The organism is Paenibacillus sp. LjRoot153 (assembly GCF_964253085.1).
GTDB lineage: Bacteria > Bacillota > Bacilli > Paenibacillales > NBRC-103111 > Paenibacillus_E.
Genome location: NZ_CAXUQH020000001.1, coordinates 3,587,073 through 3,603,511 on the forward strand (window position 1 = coordinate 3,587,073; position 16,439 = coordinate 3,603,511).

At 45.2% G+C, this 16,439-nt stretch carries 15 protein-coding genes and 2 tRNA genes; 13 read left to right on the forward strand and 4 right to left on the reverse strand.

What is annotated here, in order from left to right:
- The first annotated feature begins 6 nt into the window (after window positions 1-6).
- The 5 genes from ACSQ8P_RS14990 (at window position 7) to pyrE (ending at window position 7,277) form a co-directional block, all read left to right on the forward strand.
- Window positions 7-1,290, forward strand: a complete 1,284-nt coding sequence (locus tag ACSQ8P_RS14990; RefSeq protein WP_436235916.1) for a dihydroorotase — start codon at window positions 7-9, stop codon at window positions 1,288-1,290.
- A gap of 183 nt (window positions 1,291-1,473) precedes the next feature.
- Window positions 1,474-2,646, forward strand: a complete 1,173-nt coding sequence (carA, locus tag ACSQ8P_RS14995) for a glutamine-hydrolyzing carbamoyl-phosphate synthase small subunit (protein ID WP_436235917.1) — start codon at window positions 1,474-1,476, stop codon at window positions 2,644-2,646.
- Window positions 2,633-5,842, forward strand: coding sequence for a carbamoyl-phosphate synthase large subunit (gene carB, locus ACSQ8P_RS15000; RefSeq protein ID WP_436235918.1), 3,210 nt, complete (start codon window positions 2,633-2,635; stop codon window positions 5,840-5,842). The genes carA and carB overlap by 14 nt, the downstream gene beginning before the upstream one ends.
- Window positions 5,843-5,857: 15 nt before the next feature.
- Window positions 5,858-6,586, forward strand: coding sequence for an orotidine-5'-phosphate decarboxylase (pyrF, locus tag ACSQ8P_RS15005; RefSeq protein WP_436235919.1), 729 nt, complete (start codon window positions 5,858-5,860; stop codon window positions 6,584-6,586).
- A gap of 49 nt (window positions 6,587-6,635) precedes the next feature.
- Window positions 6,636-7,277: an orotate phosphoribosyltransferase gene (gene pyrE, locus ACSQ8P_RS15010; RefSeq protein WP_056612602.1), complete on the forward strand. Its 642-nt coding sequence runs from the start codon at window positions 6,636-6,638 to the stop codon at window positions 7,275-7,277.
- Window positions 7,278-7,472: 195 nt separating this feature from the next.
- Here pyrE and ACSQ8P_RS15015 read toward each other — a convergent pair whose 3' ends face one another.
- Window positions 7,473-8,354, reverse strand: coding sequence for a LysR family transcriptional regulator (locus ACSQ8P_RS15015; RefSeq protein ID WP_436235920.1), 882 nt, complete (start codon window positions 8,352-8,354; stop codon window positions 7,473-7,475).
- 113 nt (window positions 8,355-8,467) lie between these two features.
- Here ACSQ8P_RS15015 and dapA point away from each other — a divergent pair, with 113 nt between their 5' ends.
- Together dapA and ACSQ8P_RS15025 are read left to right on the forward strand one after the other, a co-directional pair.
- Complete coding sequence (dapA, locus tag ACSQ8P_RS15020; RefSeq protein WP_436235921.1) at window positions 8,468-9,352, forward strand: 4-hydroxy-tetrahydrodipicolinate synthase; 885 nt, start codon at window positions 8,468-8,470, stop codon at window positions 9,350-9,352.
- A gap of 21 nt (window positions 9,353-9,373) precedes the next feature.
- Window positions 9,374-9,766 (forward strand): RidA family protein, encoded by a 393-nt coding sequence (locus tag ACSQ8P_RS15025; RefSeq protein ID WP_436235922.1) that lies wholly within the window; start codon window positions 9,374-9,376, stop codon window positions 9,764-9,766.
- A gap of 420 nt (window positions 9,767-10,186) precedes the next feature.
- Here the strand turns inward: ACSQ8P_RS15025 and ACSQ8P_RS15030 are convergent, their stop codons facing one another.
- Window positions 10,187-10,690, reverse strand: coding sequence for an N-acetyltransferase family protein (locus ACSQ8P_RS15030; protein ID WP_436235923.1), 504 nt, complete (start codon window positions 10,688-10,690; stop codon window positions 10,187-10,189).
- Between the two features lie 24 nt (window positions 10,691-10,714).
- Complete coding sequence (locus tag ACSQ8P_RS15035; RefSeq protein WP_436235924.1) at window positions 10,715-12,109, reverse strand: dipeptidase; 1,395 nt, start codon at window positions 12,107-12,109, stop codon at window positions 10,715-10,717.
- Window positions 12,110-12,336: 227 nt separating this feature from the next.
- Here ACSQ8P_RS15035 and ACSQ8P_RS15040 point away from each other — a divergent pair, with 227 nt between their 5' ends.
- The 3 genes from ACSQ8P_RS15040 to ACSQ8P_RS15050 all read left to right on the forward strand — a co-directional run bounded on the left by ACSQ8P_RS15040 (window position 12,337) and on the right by ACSQ8P_RS15050 (window position 12,751).
- Window positions 12,337-12,501, forward strand: coding sequence for a hypothetical protein (locus tag ACSQ8P_RS15040; protein WP_167356966.1), 165 nt, complete (start codon window positions 12,337-12,339; stop codon window positions 12,499-12,501).
- An 89-nt stretch (window positions 12,502-12,590) separates the two neighbouring features.
- A tRNA-Met gene (locus tag ACSQ8P_RS15045) sits at window positions 12,591-12,667 on the forward strand.
- 10 nt (window positions 12,668-12,677) lie between these two features.
- Window positions 12,678-12,751: transfer RNA gene (locus tag ACSQ8P_RS15050), tRNA-Ile, on the forward strand.
- 137 nt (window positions 12,752-12,888) lie between these two features.
- On the opposite strand, the gene ACSQ8P_RS15055 is transcribed toward ACSQ8P_RS15050, so the two are convergent.
- Window positions 12,889-13,491, reverse strand: coding sequence for a DUF7010 family protein (locus tag ACSQ8P_RS15055; protein WP_436235925.1), 603 nt, complete (start codon window positions 13,489-13,491; stop codon window positions 12,889-12,891).
- Window positions 13,492-13,650: 159 nt separating this feature from the next.
- On the opposite strand from ACSQ8P_RS15055, the gene ACSQ8P_RS15060 reads away from it, so the two are divergent.
- From ACSQ8P_RS15060 to ACSQ8P_RS15070, 3 genes are read left to right on the forward strand one after another with little or no spacing between them, the layout of a single operon-like run.
- A complete protein-coding gene (locus ACSQ8P_RS15060) occupies window positions 13,651-14,904 on the forward strand; it encodes a hypothetical protein (RefSeq protein WP_436235926.1) in 1,254 nt (417 codons plus the stop codon).
- Window positions 14,905-14,964: 60 nt separating this feature from the next.
- Window positions 14,965-15,690 carry an ABC transporter ATP-binding protein gene (locus tag ACSQ8P_RS15065; protein ID WP_436235927.1) on the forward strand — a complete coding sequence of 242 codons (726 nt, stop codon included), beginning with the start codon at window positions 14,965-14,967 and terminating at the stop codon, window positions 15,688-15,690.
- Window positions 15,677-16,429 carry an ABC transporter permease gene (locus ACSQ8P_RS15070; protein WP_436235928.1) on the forward strand — a complete coding sequence of 251 codons (753 nt, stop codon included), beginning with the start codon at window positions 15,677-15,679 and terminating at the stop codon, window positions 16,427-16,429. The genes ACSQ8P_RS15065 and ACSQ8P_RS15070 overlap by 14 nt, the downstream gene beginning before the upstream one ends.
- The last annotated feature ends 10 nt before the right edge of the window (window positions 16,430-16,439 follow it).

A 16,439-nucleotide genomic window follows, 5' to 3' on the forward strand; every position in this document is an offset into this window, starting at 1 on the left:
CACAAGATGGGAATTTGGATTCTAAACGGACTAACCGTTGATGCGAATAATGTACAAACGAAGAAACATGTTTTAGTCGAAAATGATAAAATTGCACAGGTACTTGACGCTACTAATGGTGAAGTGCCGCAAACCGCGGGTCATGAAGTCATTGACGCTGCTGGCAAGCTTGTATCACCGGGATTCATTGATATGCACGTACATTTGAGAGAACCTGGTTTCGAACATAAAGAGAACATCGCAACTGGAACACGTTCTGCGGCAAGAGGCGGTTTTACAACGATTGCCTGCATGCCAAACACAAGACCGGTTATTGATACCGTAGATACGGTAAATTACATATTAGATAAAGCAGCAACAGAAGGTGTTGTGCGCGTCATTCCTTACGGAACTATCACGAAGAACGAGCTTGGTCGTGAGCTAACTGACTTCGCAGCGTTGAAAGAAGCGGGCGTTATCGGGTACACGGACGATGGCGTTGGCGTTCAAAGCGCACAAATGATGAAGGATGCGATGTCACTAGCTGCATCACTTGGTATGCCAATCATCGCACACTGTGAAGACGATACCTTGGTAGTAGGAGCGCCGGTAAACGAAGGAACTTTCGCGACAAAACATGGCTTGAAAGGTATCCCGAACGAATCCGAAGCGATTCATGTTGGCCGCGACGTATTACTAGCGGAAGCAACTGGGGTACACTACCACGTGTGTCACGTCAGCACAGAGCAGTCGGTTCGATTGATCCGTCATGCAAAACAGTTCGGCATCAAGGTTACCGCTGAAGTGTGTCCGCATCATTTACTTCTTTCTGAAGAAGACATCCCAGGAATGGACGCGAACTGGAAGATGAACCCGCCGCTTCGCACACCACGTGATGTACAGGCTGTTATCGAAGGTTTGGAAGATGGCACGATCGACATCATCGTAACGGATCATGCGCCGCATACGGAAGAAGAGAAAGCCAAAGGCATGATGATGGCACCATTCGGAATCCTTGGTTTCGAAACAGCATTCTCCTTGCTGTATACGAAATTTGTACTTACAGGCAAATGGACACTTGGCTTCCTTGTGGATCGTATGACCAAAAAGCCTGCTGAAGTATTCGGTCTTCCATACGGAACTTTAGAAGTTGGCAGCGCGGCAGACATTACAATCGTTGATCTAGATACAACGAAAGCAGTTCTGAAAGAAGAAATCGTATCACGCAGCAAGAACACTCCGTTCATCGGCTGGGAGCTGCAAGGTTGGCCGGTTGTCACGATTGCTTCGGGTAAAGTTGTTTACTCCTGAGTTCAAGAAATAGCCTTAATTTTAAAGCCCAAATCACGAGAAGCATCTATACGATGAATGAAAAATCGTGTATATTTATACAAGAAGATTTATCTTTATGCAAGTCCGTGAAGCGTTAAAGTGTAAACATGACATCTGCGGTTCGTGAGAACCGCCTGACAATAGCGAAGGAGTTGAAAGAACATGCAGGCAAGATTGTTGCTGGAAGACGGCACTCTTTTTACAGGAAAATCGTTCGGTAGTGAAGGTGAATCCGTCGGCGAGGTAGTATTCAATACAGGAATGACAGGTTATCAGGAGGTGCTTTCGGATCCTTCATATTGTGGACAAATCGTAACGATGACGTATCCACTACAAGGGAACTACGGTGTGATTCGTGATGACTTCGAGTCTGTGCGTCCATTCATCCACGGTTTCGTTGTGCGTGAGCATGAAGAAATCCCAAGTAACTGGAGAGCTCAGTACACGCTCGGCAGCCTGTTGAAAGAATATGGCATCGTTGGGATCAGCGGCATTGACACACGTATGTTGACTCGCAAACTTCGTCACTATGGCGTAATGAAAAGTATCATCACAACTTCGAATAAATCCGTTGAGGAATTGATGGCAACGCTGAAGAGCACGCCTCTGATGACGGATCAAGTTTCCCGTGTGTCTACGAAAAGCGTATTCGGTGCTCCTGGGCACAAAGAACGCGTTGTACTTGTCGACTTCGGTGCAAAAAGCGGAATCATCCGTGATCTTAGCAAGCGCGATTGTGATGTTGTGGTTGTTCCACAGAATGCAACAGCTGAACAAATTCGTCGCTTAGCACCAGACGGCGTATTGCTGTCTAACGGCCCTGGGGATCCGAAGGATGTTCCACACGCTGTAGAAATGATTAAAGGCTTGCTAGGCGACATTCCATTATTCGGAATTTGCTTGGGACACCAATTGTTCGCACTTGCTTGCGGAGCCGATACAGATAAATTGAAATTCGGTCATCGCGGCGGTAACCACCCGGTTAAAGATTTAATCTCCGGACGTTGCTACATTACATCACAAAACCATGGCTACACGGTAAAGGAAGATTCCATCCAAGGAACGAACCTTGAAGTGACGCACATTAACAATAACGATCGCACGATCGAAGGCTTACGCCACAAGCAATACCCAGCATTCTCGGTTCAATATCACCCAGAGGCAGCACCTGGACCATTTGACTCCAGCTACCTGTTCGATGATTTCATCTCGCTGATTCGTCAGCACAAACTAGATAACCCACAGCAGCCGCGCCAAGCGCAAATGCTTGCTCAGTGGAATGCTTCCACGGCATCGACATCTGTGAAGGAGGAACTGCAATATGCCAAAAAATAATACACTCAAAAAGATTCTCGTTATCGGTTCCGGACCGATTGTTATTGGTCAAGCGGCGGAGTTCGACTACGCTGGTACGCAAGCTTGCCAAGCATTGAAAGAAGAAGGCATGGAAGTCATCCTGATCAACAGCAATCCAGCTACGATCATGACAGATACGAACATGGCTGATAAAGTATACATCGAGCCGATCACGCTTGAGTTCGTTACGCAAATCATTCGTCAAGAGCGTCCCGATGGTTTGCTTCCAACACTAGGTGGACAAACGGGTCTTAACATGGCCGTTGAACTTGCTCGCGCAGGTGTGCTAGAGAGCGAGAACGTTAAGCTTCTAGGAACACAGCTTACTGCGATTGAGAAAGCGGAAGATCGTGACCTTTTCAGAGACTTGATGAGAGAGCTAGAGCAGCCAGTACCAGATAGCGTTATCGTTACAACAGTGGCTCAAGCGGTTGATTTTGCAAATGAAATCGGCTTCCCGATCATCATTCGTCCTGCTTACACACTAGGTGGAACAGGCGGCGGTATTTGTAACACGATGGAAGAACTAGTGGAAATCGTTGCTTCCGGTATTCGTTATAGCCCAATCGGTCAGTGTCTCGTAGAGCGCAGTATCGCGGGTATGAAAGAAGTCGAGTACGAAGTCATGCGTGATGCGAACGACAACTGTATCGTTGTGTGTAACATGGAGAACTTTGATCCAGTTGGTGTACATACAGGCGACAGTATCGTAGTAGCACCAAGCCAAACATTGTCAGACCGTGAGTACCAAATGCTTCGTTCCGCTTCCTTGAAAATCATTCGTGCTCTGAACATCGAAGGCGGATGTAACGTTCAATATGCACTAGATCCACATAGCTTCCAATATTATGTTATCGAAGTTAACCCGCGTGTAAGTCGCTCTTCGGCGCTTGCTTCCAAAGCAACTGGCTATCCAATTGCGAAAATGGCAGCGAAAATTGCGATTGGTTATACACTTGATGAACTTGTTAACCCAGTTACAGGACAAACATATGCTTGCTTCGAGCCAGCATTGGATTACATCGTATCCAAGATTCCACGTTGGCCGTTCGATAAGTTCACAGCAGCTAACCGTAAGTTAGGAACACAAATGAAAGCGACAGGGGAAGTTATGGCGATTGGCCGTACTTTTGAAGAGTCCATTCACAAAGCAGTCCGCTCCCTTGAAATCGGCGTTCACCGCTTGTTCTTGAAAGAAACGGATTTACTTGATAAAGAAACATTAGAATTACGTTTGCAAAAGCCAGATGATGAGCGTCTGTTCTTACTAGCAGAAGCTTATCGCAGAGGCTACACCGTGGAACAACTGCAGAATTTGACGAAAATTGACTGGTGGTTCTTGAACAAATTAAGCGCACTTATCGCGTATGAAAAGGAAATTGCAGCGAAGGATTTGACAGCTGAGCTTATTTTCGAAATCAAGCGCAAAGGCTTCACAGACCGTGCTGTAGCGGAAATTCGTACATTGGCAGGCTGCTCGACCTTCACGAAAGAAGCGGACGTAAGAACATTCCGTTTGCAAAACAACATCAAGCCTGTTTACAAAATGGTAGATACATGTGCGGCTGAGTTCGAAGCTTCAACGCCATATTACTACTCCACTTATGAGCAAGAAGATGAAGTAACAGAAACGACGAAAGAAAAGGTTGTTGTTCTCGGATCGGGTCCAATTCGTATCGGTCAAGGGATTGAGTTCGACTACTCCACGGTTCATGCGGTGTGGGCGATCCAAGCTGCTGGCTATGAAGCGGTCATCATCAATAACAATCCAGAAACAGTATCTACAGATTTCAATACATCAGATCGTCTGTACTTCGAGCCATTATTCTTCGAAGACGTTATGAACGTAATTGAGCGTGAGCAACCGATCGGTGTTATCGTTCAATTTGGTGGACAAACTGCGATCAACTTGGCAGCACCATTACACAAAGCTGGCGTTCGTATCCTAGGTTCTGACCTAGAAAGTATCGACACAGCCGAAGATCGTAAGAAATTCGAAGCTTTGCTAAGCAAAATTTCGGTTGCACAGCCTCCAGGCGGTACCGTAACTTCCGTCGATCAAGCGGTAGGTACAGCAGCGAAATTCGGTTATCCGGTTATCGTTCGTCCTTCCTATGTACTTGGTGGGCGCGCGATGGAGATCGTTTACTCCGATGAAGAACTTCTGAGCTACATGGAATATGCGGTGAAAATTAACCCTGAGCATCCGGTTCTAATCGACCGCTACATGCTTGGTAAAGAGGTAGAGGTTGACGCCATTTGCGATAGAGAAACGGTTCTGATCCCAGGGATCATGGAACACGTGGAACGCGCAGGGGTTCACTCCGGTGACTCCATCGCGGTCTATCCGCCACAATCCATCTCCGATGAGATCAAGCAACAAATCATCGAGATTACGACGAAAATCGGATTAGAGCTTAACGTTGTTGGTCTAGTAAACATCCAGTTCGTTATTCATAACGATCAAGTGTATGTGATCGAGGTTAACCCGCGTTCTTCAAGAACGGTGCCTTTCTTAAGCAAAGTGACGAACATTCCAATGGCAAACGTTGCAACACGCGTGATCATGGGTCAAACACTTGCGGATATGGGTTATCAAAGTGGTCTATGGCCAGAAGATAAATACGTATCTGTCAAAGTGCCAGTGTTCTCTTTCGCGAAGCTTCGCCGTGTAGATACAACACTCGGACCTGAAATGAAGTCCACGGGTGAGGTTATGGGTCGTGATGTGAATTTTGCAAAAGCCCTGTACAAAGGTCTCATCGGTGCTGGTATGAAGATCCCTGCTGCTGGTTCCGTTGTGGTAACCGTAGCGGATAAAGATAAAGAAGAAGCGATTGAAATTCTCAAAGGCTTCTACCGTCTAGGCTACAAAATCATTGCAACAGGTGGAACTGCCGAAGCGATTGCACAAGCAGGTCTTCCAGTTACAACTGTCAACAAACTTAGCGAAGGCTCACCGAACATTCTTGACCTCATCCGCAGTGGTGATGCTCAGTTCGTCGTGAACACTTTGACTAAGGGCAAAACGCCTGAGCGTGACGGCTTCCGTATTCGTCGTGAAGCAGTAGAAAACGGTGTTGTGTGTATGACATCGCTTGATACTGTAAGAGCGCTAGTGAATATGCTTGAAGCAATCAACTTCTCCTCACGTGCAATGCCAATACATGTCTAAAGGATGGTGCCAAACATGAGTACGTTAACTCGAAACGATGTTACCGGACGCATCATGGTCGCCTTGGACTACGCGAACGCGGAAAGTGCTGAAGGGCTGCTTAAGCAGCTCGAAGGCATTCCGTGTTATGTTAAGGTAGGAATGCAGCTGTTTTATGCTGCAGGTCCTACCTTTGTCGCGAGTCTGAAGGATCGCGGCTATAAGGTGTTCCTCGACGTGAAGATGCATGACATTCCGAACACGGTCAAGGGTGGCGCGGAGAGCGTGACGCGCCTTGGGGTTGATGTGTTCAATGTACATGCAGCCGGAGGCAAGTACATGATGGAATCCGCCTTGGAGGGTGTCGACAAGGGGCTAGCTGTAGGAGCATCACGTCCGATCGTCATCGGTGTGACGCAATTGACCAGCACCTCGCAGCAGGTGCTGAATGACGAGATCGGCCTTGCCGGTACAACCGAGCAGGCCGTCATTCGGTATGCCCGCTTGGCGCATGCCGCGGGGCTTCAAGGGGTTGTCGCGTCACCGCTTGAGGTGACAGCGATTAAGGCGGCGTGCGGTGACGGCTTCGTCACCGTGACGCCAGGCATCCGCCCGGCGGGAGCGGACATCGGCGACCAGTCGCGTATTATGACGCCGGCTGAGGCGTTTGCGCAGGGGACGGACTACGTCGTGATCGGGCGACCGATCACGGGCGCAGCGGACCCAAGAGCAGCGATTGAAGCGATTATTGATTCAATCGTCTAGGTTGTAGGTTCACTAGAATCGATCTAACTTTGAAAGGAACGGTGAGCGTATGAGTAAGCTCGAAACAATCGCACAGCATATTGCAGCGTCGTTATTAGATATTGAAGCAGTGGCTCTTCGTCCACAGCAACCTTTTACTTGGACATCGGGACTGAAATCTCCGATTTATTGTGATAATCGTTTGACCATGTCACACCCTGCGATCCGTGATGCGATTGCCGATGGCTTCGTAGCCCTGATCAAGGAAAAATTCCCTGAAGCTGAGGTTGTGGCAGGAACAGCAACAGCTGGAATTCCTCATGCGGCTTGGGTAGCTCAGAAGCTAGGTCTTCCGATGATCTACATTCGCGATAAAGCGAAAGGTCATGGCAAAGAGAACTTGATTGAAGGTTCCGTGAAACCAGGACAAAAAGTCATCGTTATCGAAGACTTGATTTCCACAGGAGGCAGCTCGCTGAAAGCAGCGGTTGCGGTAAAAGATGCAGGAGCTGAAGCTCTTGGCGTTCTTGCGATTTTCTCTTATCAGCTTGATAAAGCGACGGATGCGTTCGCGGCGGCTGAAATGCCTCTTCACACACTTTCTAACTACTCAACCTTGCTTGAGGTAGCTTTGGAAAAAGGGAAGATCCAGCCAGATGATATGGAGCTCCTGCGTTCTTGGAGAGTTAATCCATCCGCTTACGGCGTATAATCGGTTGCTTCTGTGACGAGATTTGACGAACGGTGTAGGATTCCTCTATACTAAAGTGGTCTTGCAACAGACGACAAGATTTTGCGAAACCGTGCAGGTTACCGTACAATCGGCGCCACACTGGGGTGCAAATCTTGAAATTGGCATATATATTAGAAGAAGCTCTACCTTTTCGCAAAGGTGAGCTTCTTTTTTTCATTCCGCGAGTTGTTTAGTCAACAATTGTATGAATGCTTGTAAGGGTTGGGACATCCATTTTTTCGGATGCAACACTAGCTGTAAGTCCATGGAAAGTTGTTTATGCGTAAAAGGAAGCTGTGCAAGCTTTCCGATTGCCAGCTCATTCGCTACCGTGATTCGAGGTAACAAGGCGATGCCTAAGCCGCTCATCACACATTGTTTGATGGCTTCAACATTGCCTAACTCGAAACCGATTTGTAAGGCGACGGCATTGTCTTTAAGCAATCTTTCAAACTTCCCTCGATAGATACATCCTTCTTCTGTGACGATAAATTCCGTGTTCCCCAGGTCAGCGAGCTTAATATCCGATTGTTGAGTTAGAGGGTGATCCAGTGGTGCAACGAAGACGAGTTGTTCTTCTCGGACACTTGTACAAGCGAGAGAGGGATCTGCCGGATATTGATCTAACAGAAGGCCAATATCATAATCTCCTTCTTTGACCTTAGTGAGAATAGAGGCTTCACTGTCAGGAAAAAGCTGAATATTTAACCCTGGATACAGCTGTTTAAGCTTATGTAAAAATGGCGGCAGATAATACGCTGCTAACGAGTTAATGGTCCCGATGGTCAACGTTCCGCTAACTTGATTGGCGATCATTTCCTTGGATTGGTCATAGAGTTCCAACAATTGTTGCGCTATTACTAGTAAGCTTTCTCCAGGTGGAGTTAGGCGTAACTGTCGGCCATACCTTTCGAATAAGGGGACACCATATTCACGTTCTAACTTTTGAATTTGCATGGTAATGCTCGATTGGGCATACCCTAATTCTTCAGCAGCACGAGTGAAGCTTTTCCTACGGGCAACCTCCCGGAAGGTGCGGAAATACGTTAGATCCATATATTTGCCTCGCTTTATTATCAATATTTTTGATGAGTTCTATCATTTATTATAGCTAACTGTGATGAAGAGTTCCATGCTAAAGTAAATGTACAAACAAACGAGGCAGGGAGATGGTTATTTTGCTAAAAGAACAAGACCTACAGGGGTTATATGTACCCATCGTCACACCTTTTGATGAAGAGTTTGAAGTGGATGCGGCATCCTTTTATAATCAGGCTTATAATTTGTTTCAAGATGAAATAGATGGATTGGTTGTCAATGGAACAACGGGAGAATCACCAACGATCACTAAAGACGAGCTTGGGGTGTTATTCGCTACAGCACAAGCCGCTCGCGACGCAGCTCATGTTGAGGTGCCTTTAATTGTAGGGACAGGAACGAACGATACGCGTTCAACAGTTCGAAAAACAGAAGAAGCAGGTAAACTTGGTGCAGAAGCTGCATTAGTTGTAGTTCCCTATTACAACAAGCCAAGTCAGCAGGGGATTATTGAACATTTTCGTCAGGTAGCAGGGGTTGGAGTGCCGGTGATCTTGTATGATGTGCCGCATCGCACAGGTGTGACGCTTGAGCTTGATACGGTTCGAACCATCCTTGACATCAATGGGGTCATTGGGATGAAGGACAGTACACCGAACATTGAGCTGGTCACGGAACTGACAAGACTGGGTTCCAAACCAGTTCTATGTGGCGAGGATACTTTGCTGTATGCAGCTCTGCAGTCTGGCGCCAAAGGGGTTATGAGTGCTTCAGCGAATGTGGAGACGGAGAGGTTTGTTTCGTTTATCCGCAGCTTCGTTGCCGGGGCACATGAAGACAGTCGACGAGAGTTCGAGGAGCTGCTTCCGCTGATTCGTCTCCTTTTTCAAGAGCCTAATCCGGCTCCGATCAAATGGCTGCTTCACCAACAAGGAGTTATCGGCTCAGGCGCATTACGATTGCCGCTATTACCGGTGACTGAGGGGTTACAAGCGAGATTATCAACTTATTTGTAAGAAGTAAGGAGCGATTGCGAAATGAATCGAACAAGAGTGTTTACGGGCTCACCCTGGGAGCCTGTGGTCGGGTACTGTCGAGCCATTCGCATAGGGGACCGAATCGAGGTCGCTGGGACGACAGCGATGAAAGACGGAGAGGTTGTTGGCGTGGGCAATGCCTATGAGCAAGCTCGATTCATCCTTCAAACGATTGAAAAGGCACTCCAAGAGCTCGGCGCACAGCTATCTGATGTGGTGCGAACGCGGATGTTCGTGACGGATATATCGTTATGGGAAGAGTTCGGCAGGGCGCATGGGGAGTATTTCCGAGATGTGCAGCCTGTTGCGACGATGGTCGAAGTGAAGGCGCTGATTGACCCGAAATTGTTGATTGAGATAGAGGTAGAAGCGATTGTGACGGAGGCTGGGTAGAGAGTGGCAGTGTGTGATCAAGGAATGAATGGTGAGTAGAGTAGAGTAGAGTAGAGTAGTCTGTAGTGAGTTGTGTTTAGAGAGTAGTGTGTAGCGAATAGCGGATAGATGGATTTTATCCATCTATTATCGCAGCTTTCTGATGTTTTTATAGAATTGATGGAAAATGTGCAGCTAATTTCAGTTGGTTCGAACAAAATCCTCCGATTCGCCTGGTTTAGCTGTAGAAAATCCATTTATTTCAAATTCGAGGCCGAATAGCGTAATTTAGCTGTATTTATTCCATTTAAATGGAAGTGGAACTATAGAAAATAGCCTTGTCCTCCAAGCGATCAACAATAAAGCGCCACAACTCACTAGCATCGCGAAATTGATTTCGCGGGTAGAGAGGTGTAGCGCTTTTTATTTTACGAGTGTCGACTAACCTACACGTTTACCCAAAATGATTAAATCCCGCTCAACGCCATCTAACTCAGCAACGCCAGGCAAATGCGCCCAATTCGTGAATCCGAATTTGCGGAATAGCTGTAAGCTCGGCTCATTGTGCCCAAAAATAAAACCTAACAAAGACTTGAGCCCCAGCTTGGGACTAGCTTCAAGCGCTTGTTCCATCAAGTAGCGTCCAATGCCTTGGCCGCGACATGCTTCATCCACGTAAATACTGACTTCCGCAGTTGCGTTATAAGCGGGTCGTCCATAGAAGGACTGAAAACTCAGCCAGCCACAAATGCCGTTCTCATTTTCAAGCACCCATAGTGGGCGGAAATCGGCAGAGTGTTCGTGAAACCAGAGCTCGCGTGAAGCTGTTGTGACGGGCTCTGTATCGGCAGTAACCATGCGTCCTGCAATCGTGGAATTGTAGATACGTACGATTTCTGCTAAATCTTCCAATTGTGCATCACGCATGTGTAATGGACTTCCCATAGAAATTACTCCTTTTACCCTAACTTAGTTAGATTCTGTTGCAGTTGCAGCCAATGCAGCTAGCTTCATCCAGTAACGACTAATCGTCTCAGTCCCATTGTCCCAATTCATCAAATGGAAATGCTCATTTGGAGCATGGAGATTCTCCCCTGGCAGGCCAAAGCCCATAAGCACGACAGGCGCATCCAATACGCGCCCCAAAACTTCAACAATCGGAATCGACCCTCCGCTGCGTGTATATACAGGCCATTTACTGAAAGTTTCTTCATAAGCTTCTGCCGCCGCAACCATAACTGGCTCATCAATAGGTGTAATGAAGGGATTCCCTCGCAATTGACGATCTAACGTAATCGACACACCAGGAAGAGATTGTGCATGAATATGGGCTTGGACCAGATCCATGATTTCCTCAGGAACCTGCGCAGCGACTAGGCGACATGCAATTTTGGCAGTAGCACGATTCGGAATGATTGGTTTAATTCCCTCCCCCTGGAAGCCGCCACTAACTGATGTAATTTCAAGAGTAGGCCGGGACGTCGTTTGTTCGTAAAAGGAGAAACCTTTCTCCCCATAAAGCTCCGTGACGTTCAAATCCGTGCGAACCTTGCTTTCATCAGGCTCAACCTGCTTGAACGCTTCGCGCTCTTTGTCCGAGAGTTCGATAACACGGTCATAGAATCCTTGTACAGCTACACGTCCATTCTCGTCATGAAAGGAGCTTAATAGCTTAGTCATTGCGTGAATTGGGTTCTGTACCGCACCGCCGAAAAGACCAGAATGGAGATCACTATTAGCGCCATCGATCGTGATTTCGAATCCGGCTAAGCCGCGAAGTCCATACATGAGTGCTGGTTTACCAGGACCGTGCATTTGTGTGTCGGATAGTACGATGGAATCAGCTTGCAATTTAGCAGCATGCTCTTCAACAAAGGATGGTAGATGCTTACTAGCAATCTCTTCTTCACCTTCTATGCAGAATTTCACGTTAACCGGAATCGACCCATGTGTTTGTAGAAAAGCTTCAACAACCTTTACGTAAAGTAACAATTGGCCTTTGTCATCCGTACTTCCGCGACCGAACAGCTTATTATCACGGATTAGGGGTTCAAAAGGAGGCGTTTCCCACAACTCTAATGGCTCAGCGGGCTGCACATCATAATGACCATAAATCAGCACTGTCGGTTTGCCAGGGGCATGCAACCAATCCGCATAAACCACAGGGTGACCTTTCGTAGGCATGATTTCAATATTTTCAAGTCCGGCTTTTTGTAAAGACTGGGCAGTCCACTCCGCGCATTTCAGTATATCCGGTTGATGCTGGGCAACTGCACTTATGCTTGGAATCCTCAAGAAAGCCATGAGTTCTTCTATGTGTTCATCCCTATGCGATTGTAGGTAGCTTTTGATTGTTTCAATCATGGGTGTTTTCTCCTTTTTTCAACTGACAAAATGGTCTACATCACTTAACTTCCCCAAAAGCAGGGAAATTCCTGCTATTCCTGTAAACCGTCACATTTTATTTGTTATTTGGTCAATTAGAACGGCTTTCTTCATATTTGAGATCATCTTTGGACAATACTGCTAATAAGAGATCCTTTATATGGATAAGCTAAAAGTAACGATCTGACTATAATGGAGGGACACGCATGAACTGGATATATTGGGCGAAATTATACGATTCGAAGTTTCAAGCGGGCTGTTTAGCGAAACGTATGGAAGAAGATTGGTGGATCTATGGGTATGAGTGCCCGCAGGAAGTTGAGGTTTATAAGTCGAAAAAAGGACGCTTTGGCGTTAGATACAACACATAAATGATTTGATTATGCATAAAATTAACGCTTGACTAAGCCATCTCCGTTGGTGTATATTTATTTTTGTCGCTGTTGAGCGGCATACATGACGCGGGGTGGAGCAGCTCGGTAGCTCGTCGGGCTCATAACCCGAAGGCCGCAGGTTCAAATCCTGCCCCCGCAACCAAATTTCATTAGGGCCTATAGCTCAGTTGGTTAGAGCGGTCGGCTCATAACCGATTGGTCGGGGGTTCGAGTCCCTCTGGGCCCATAGTACGGAAACCCTTGGTATATAAGGGTTTTTATTTATTTTAGCGACGAAAGCAAGCCTCTCGCTCTCATCAAGCTTTGATGGGAATGAGGGGCTTGTTTTTGTTTGTGCACACTTGTGCGCACATGCGTTTATCATTATTGCTTCAACTTTTTAAGTATGGTTACCCAGATTCTCAAACCTGTCACCCAGAGCGTCACAGCGGAGCCAAAACCGATAAACGTAGAAATCGCAATGAGAGATACATCACCGATCGTGGCGTTAATAGGTAAAAATAATGAAATGATGCCTAGTATACTCATTACAATACCCGTACCATAATAAAATTTTTCTCGAAACAATGAGGCTAAAGGGAAAAAATGGATACCAACAATGATCGCCATAATAGGGAAAAAGACTTCAAAATGATCGAGTGTATTGCAAATGACACTTGCAAGAAAGATCGCAAGTCCTTCCAAACCAAATATCAAGCCGAATTTTCGATTAATTCGTTTCCAGTCTTCTCTTTCCTTCGGTGTTACAGTATGATTTATGCTACGAGATTTAACAAATAGTGAAATGGCTCCGCTCAGTAAGATCAATGTTATTATTGCTGAAAGAACAAGTGGCCATTGAGCTACAAGTTGATGTGAACCAACAATACCAATGGAAGCCCAGAGTGCACCAAAGAAAGTCATGAACATGACGCCATTCGCTGCTCCTATGACAGCTGATTTAGACAATTTTACAAATTCACTCATTATTCATCAGACTCCTATCATTTAATTTTAGTTTCTGCGCTGTCTCCGAAAGAGTTAATACTTTGTTAATAATCCATTTAGATGGATTCAATAAGCGTATACTAAAATAACTAGTAAGGAAACGTTTCCCGCAAATTGTTTTAAAAAAGGAGAAGAGAAATGAAACTTAGCAAAAAATCAATTACAGTACTTTTTTTTACGGTTGGAGCTTGTCTATTTGTATCTACAGCATTCGCTGATGCGCTGCTTGGATCCGGATACGATCGGTTGAAGGATTCAGTGAAAAATACGGCGTCGGTGATGGAAAAGGGTCTTAACAACTATACGGTTGAGACGATGTATACACTGAAAGACAATGATAAAATTTTGCTGCAATCGTCCAATTTCATGAAAATGGATACGGTAAATCAAGTAAAAGAGAATAACGAAGTAACGAAAAACGGCAAAGGTGAAACGACCTCCAGATATTCGTATGCCGACAAGAATCAAACGATTGACAAAAACGAATTGGACAATACATATTATGTATTTGATCATTCGGCGGAAGTGAACCAAAACCGTAAAGGTCCAGCCGATTTCGATAACCCTTTTAAAGAAAAGGGAGCAACTGAGGTTGAGAAAATCGTTGACGCTGTTGTTGGCTCTTTGAAAGATTATGTACAAGTTGAAGAAAGCGCAAATGGAGGTAAAGTGTTCTCAGGTAGTTTGTCAGAGGCACAAGTGCCGGCCATCGTGAATGCAGTCTCCTCCTTCGGTATCAAGCAAATGCTGGATAATGAAAGAGATTTACCAGCTATAGAGAGCGATATTTTTGTGAAAAAGGTTGTAGGTACGGCAAATGAAAGTAAAGATGGTTATCTAGAAAATCTGACGGGTGAGATCACGCTGTCAGGAAAAGATAAAAATGGGGTTCAGCATGACTTAAACCTCAATGTTATGTTAAAGCTGTCTGAGATTGGCAGTACAAAGATTACTATGCCTGATTTAACTACAGCCAAGGTTGAGAAGGTTAGTCGTTCTAGTGGATTCAGCTCTAAATATGTAGGAACCTATCAAAATGATATTATTTTGGACAAAGACGGTAAGTTCATGAAGATCGGCGAGCGAACAGTTAAAATCACAAGCGTAAATGGCGACAAAGTATCAGGTACGTATTCCGAAACCGTAAATCCTGGTTTTGAGGGCGAGTATCCAAACAAGGATGTATTTAATTTCGAGTACAATCTGTCGACGTCTCCAACGTTTACTTACACGGACTCGAAGGGTGAACAGAAGCAAGGGATGATTCATCCAAGCATGGCAGGTAAGATTTATTTTGAAATGAATCTAGAGATTAGCGATAAAAATGGTTACAAACAAAGCAATAGTATGAAGCCTTTCTATGATGGAGAATTTAGTCGCGTATTTGAATAGAAATGATTCTCAGGAGGCGGCGGATAGCGGCTTCCTGAGATTTTTTAGGGAGATGATGAATTGACAGTCAAGGCGATTGAAATAACGGACTTAACCAAGTCATTTACGAATGGCAGAGGAATCAGCGATTTGAATTTAGACGTAGATCAAGGTGATATTTTCGGTTTTCTAGGACCTAATGGTGCAGGGAAGACAACAGCGATGAAGATGATTACAGGACTCATGAAGCCGGATCGTGGCGATGTGAAGATTTTCGGAGCGAGCGTGGCAGAAGACTATGTCAACGCAATGAAACATGTCGGATGTATCATTGAAACAGCGGAATCGTATCCCTATTTGACGGCAAATGAAAACTTGAGACTGTTTGCAAGATTTTATCCTGAAATCGATCAGCGAAGAATTGATGAATGTCTTGAAATCACGGGGATGCTGAAATATAAAAATGAGAAATCACAAAAATTTTCGCTCGGGATGAAACAAAGACTGGGGATAGCGGCGGCGATTCTGTCGAAACCGAAACTGTTAATTTTGGACGAGCCTTTAAACGGACTGGATGTCGAAGGGATGCTGGAGATGAGGAAGTTGATCAAACAACTTTCCCAGGAAGGCACGACTTTCTTTATATCCAGCCACTTGATTCACGATGTGGAATTAACGTGTTCGAGAATCGGGATTATTTACGGAGGCAAGCTGGTTAATGTAGAATATACCCAACATATTCTGTCATTTTATTCGTCGCTTGAGAATTATTTTGTTAGTGAGGTGGACAGGAATGGTAGGGTTTAAAGCTGCATTTATGAATGAATCCGTGAAGCTGCTTAAAAAGAAAAAAATCATGGCAGCCGCGATATTATCCATTCTTGCCGTCATGATCGGTCAAATTGCTGTAACGACGATTAAACATGGCCTTGGATTAAGAGTTGTAGGGAGCGTTGAATTTCCCATAGCCGTACTGTCGTTTGTAACGTATACGCTGTTACCTTTATTTGCAGTATTTATAGCCATTGATATGTTTAATGGTGAGTCCTCATCGAATACGATGAAAATAACACTTTTACGACCGGTTTCCAGATTTGGCGTGTTTACTGCTAAGGTTTTGAATTTAGCGCTGTTTATTGCTGGCAACTTATTGTTTATTATGGTTCTTTCGTTGCTAGCTGGCTTTATTTTTAACCCTTCATCCGCCAGTTTCATTGGGATTGTAAAGGTTTTTGTGTCATATGGCTTAACTTTTTTTCCTGTATTTGTGTTTGCGCTTATCGTTGTGCTGCTATCCAATCTCATTCAGGGAGGACTAGCCGTATTTTTCCTGTCCATTCTTGTATTTATTGGATTTAATTTTCTGGGCATTGTATTCTCATCCTATTCCAGTTTTTTTATCACGTCGATGTTTGACTGGTATACCCTTTGGATATCTGAATCCATCAATGTCTTCAAAATAAGCCGCCAGATTCTAATTATATTTGGTTGTGGTATCATGTTATTTACGATGGGGTATTACTTGTTTGACAGAAAGGACATATAGAAAGGAATCT

Bases quoted from the DNA above. Each gene is read 5' to 3' on its own strand.
- ACSQ8P_RS14990 (WP_436235916.1), top strand. From the start codon at position 7: ATGGGAATTTGGATTCTAAACGGACTAACCGTTGATGCGAATAATGTA.
- carA (WP_436235917.1), top strand. From the start codon at position 1,474: ATGCAGGCAAGATTGTTGCTGGAAGACGGCACTCTTTTTACAGGAAAA.
- carB (WP_436235918.1), top strand. From the start codon at position 2,633: ATGCCAAAAAATAATACACTCAAAAAGATTCTCGTTATCGGTTCCGGA.
- pyrF (WP_436235919.1), top strand. From the start codon at position 5,858: ATGAGTACGTTAACTCGAAACGATGTTACCGGACGCATCATGGTCGCC.
- pyrE (WP_056612602.1), top strand. From the start codon at position 6,636: ATGAGTAAGCTCGAAACAATCGCACAGCATATTGCAGCGTCGTTATTA.
- ACSQ8P_RS15015 (WP_436235920.1), bottom strand. From the start codon at position 8,354: ATGGATCTAACGTATTTCCGCACCTTCCGGGAGGTTGCCCGTAGGAAA.
- dapA (WP_436235921.1), top strand. From the start codon at position 8,468: ATGGTTATTTTGCTAAAAGAACAAGACCTACAGGGGTTATATGTACCC.
- ACSQ8P_RS15025 (WP_436235922.1), top strand. From the start codon at position 9,374: ATGAATCGAACAAGAGTGTTTACGGGCTCACCCTGGGAGCCTGTGGTC.
- ACSQ8P_RS15030 (WP_436235923.1), bottom strand. From the start codon at position 10,690: ATGGGAAGTCCATTACACATGCGTGATGCACAATTGGAAGATTTAGCA.
- ACSQ8P_RS15035 (WP_436235924.1), bottom strand. From the start codon at position 12,109: ATGATTGAAACAATCAAAAGCTACCTACAATCGCATAGGGATGAACAC.
- ACSQ8P_RS15040 (WP_167356966.1), top strand. From the start codon at position 12,337: ATGAACTGGATATATTGGGCGAAATTATACGATTCGAAGTTTCAAGCG.
- ACSQ8P_RS15055 (WP_436235925.1), bottom strand. From the start codon at position 13,491: ATGAGTGAATTTGTAAAATTGTCTAAATCAGCTGTCATAGGAGCAGCG.
- ACSQ8P_RS15060 (WP_436235926.1), top strand. From the start codon at position 13,651: ATGAAACTTAGCAAAAAATCAATTACAGTACTTTTTTTTACGGTTGGA.
- ACSQ8P_RS15070 (WP_436235928.1), top strand. From the start codon at position 15,677: ATGGTAGGGTTTAAAGCTGCATTTATGAATGAATCCGTGAAGCTGCTT.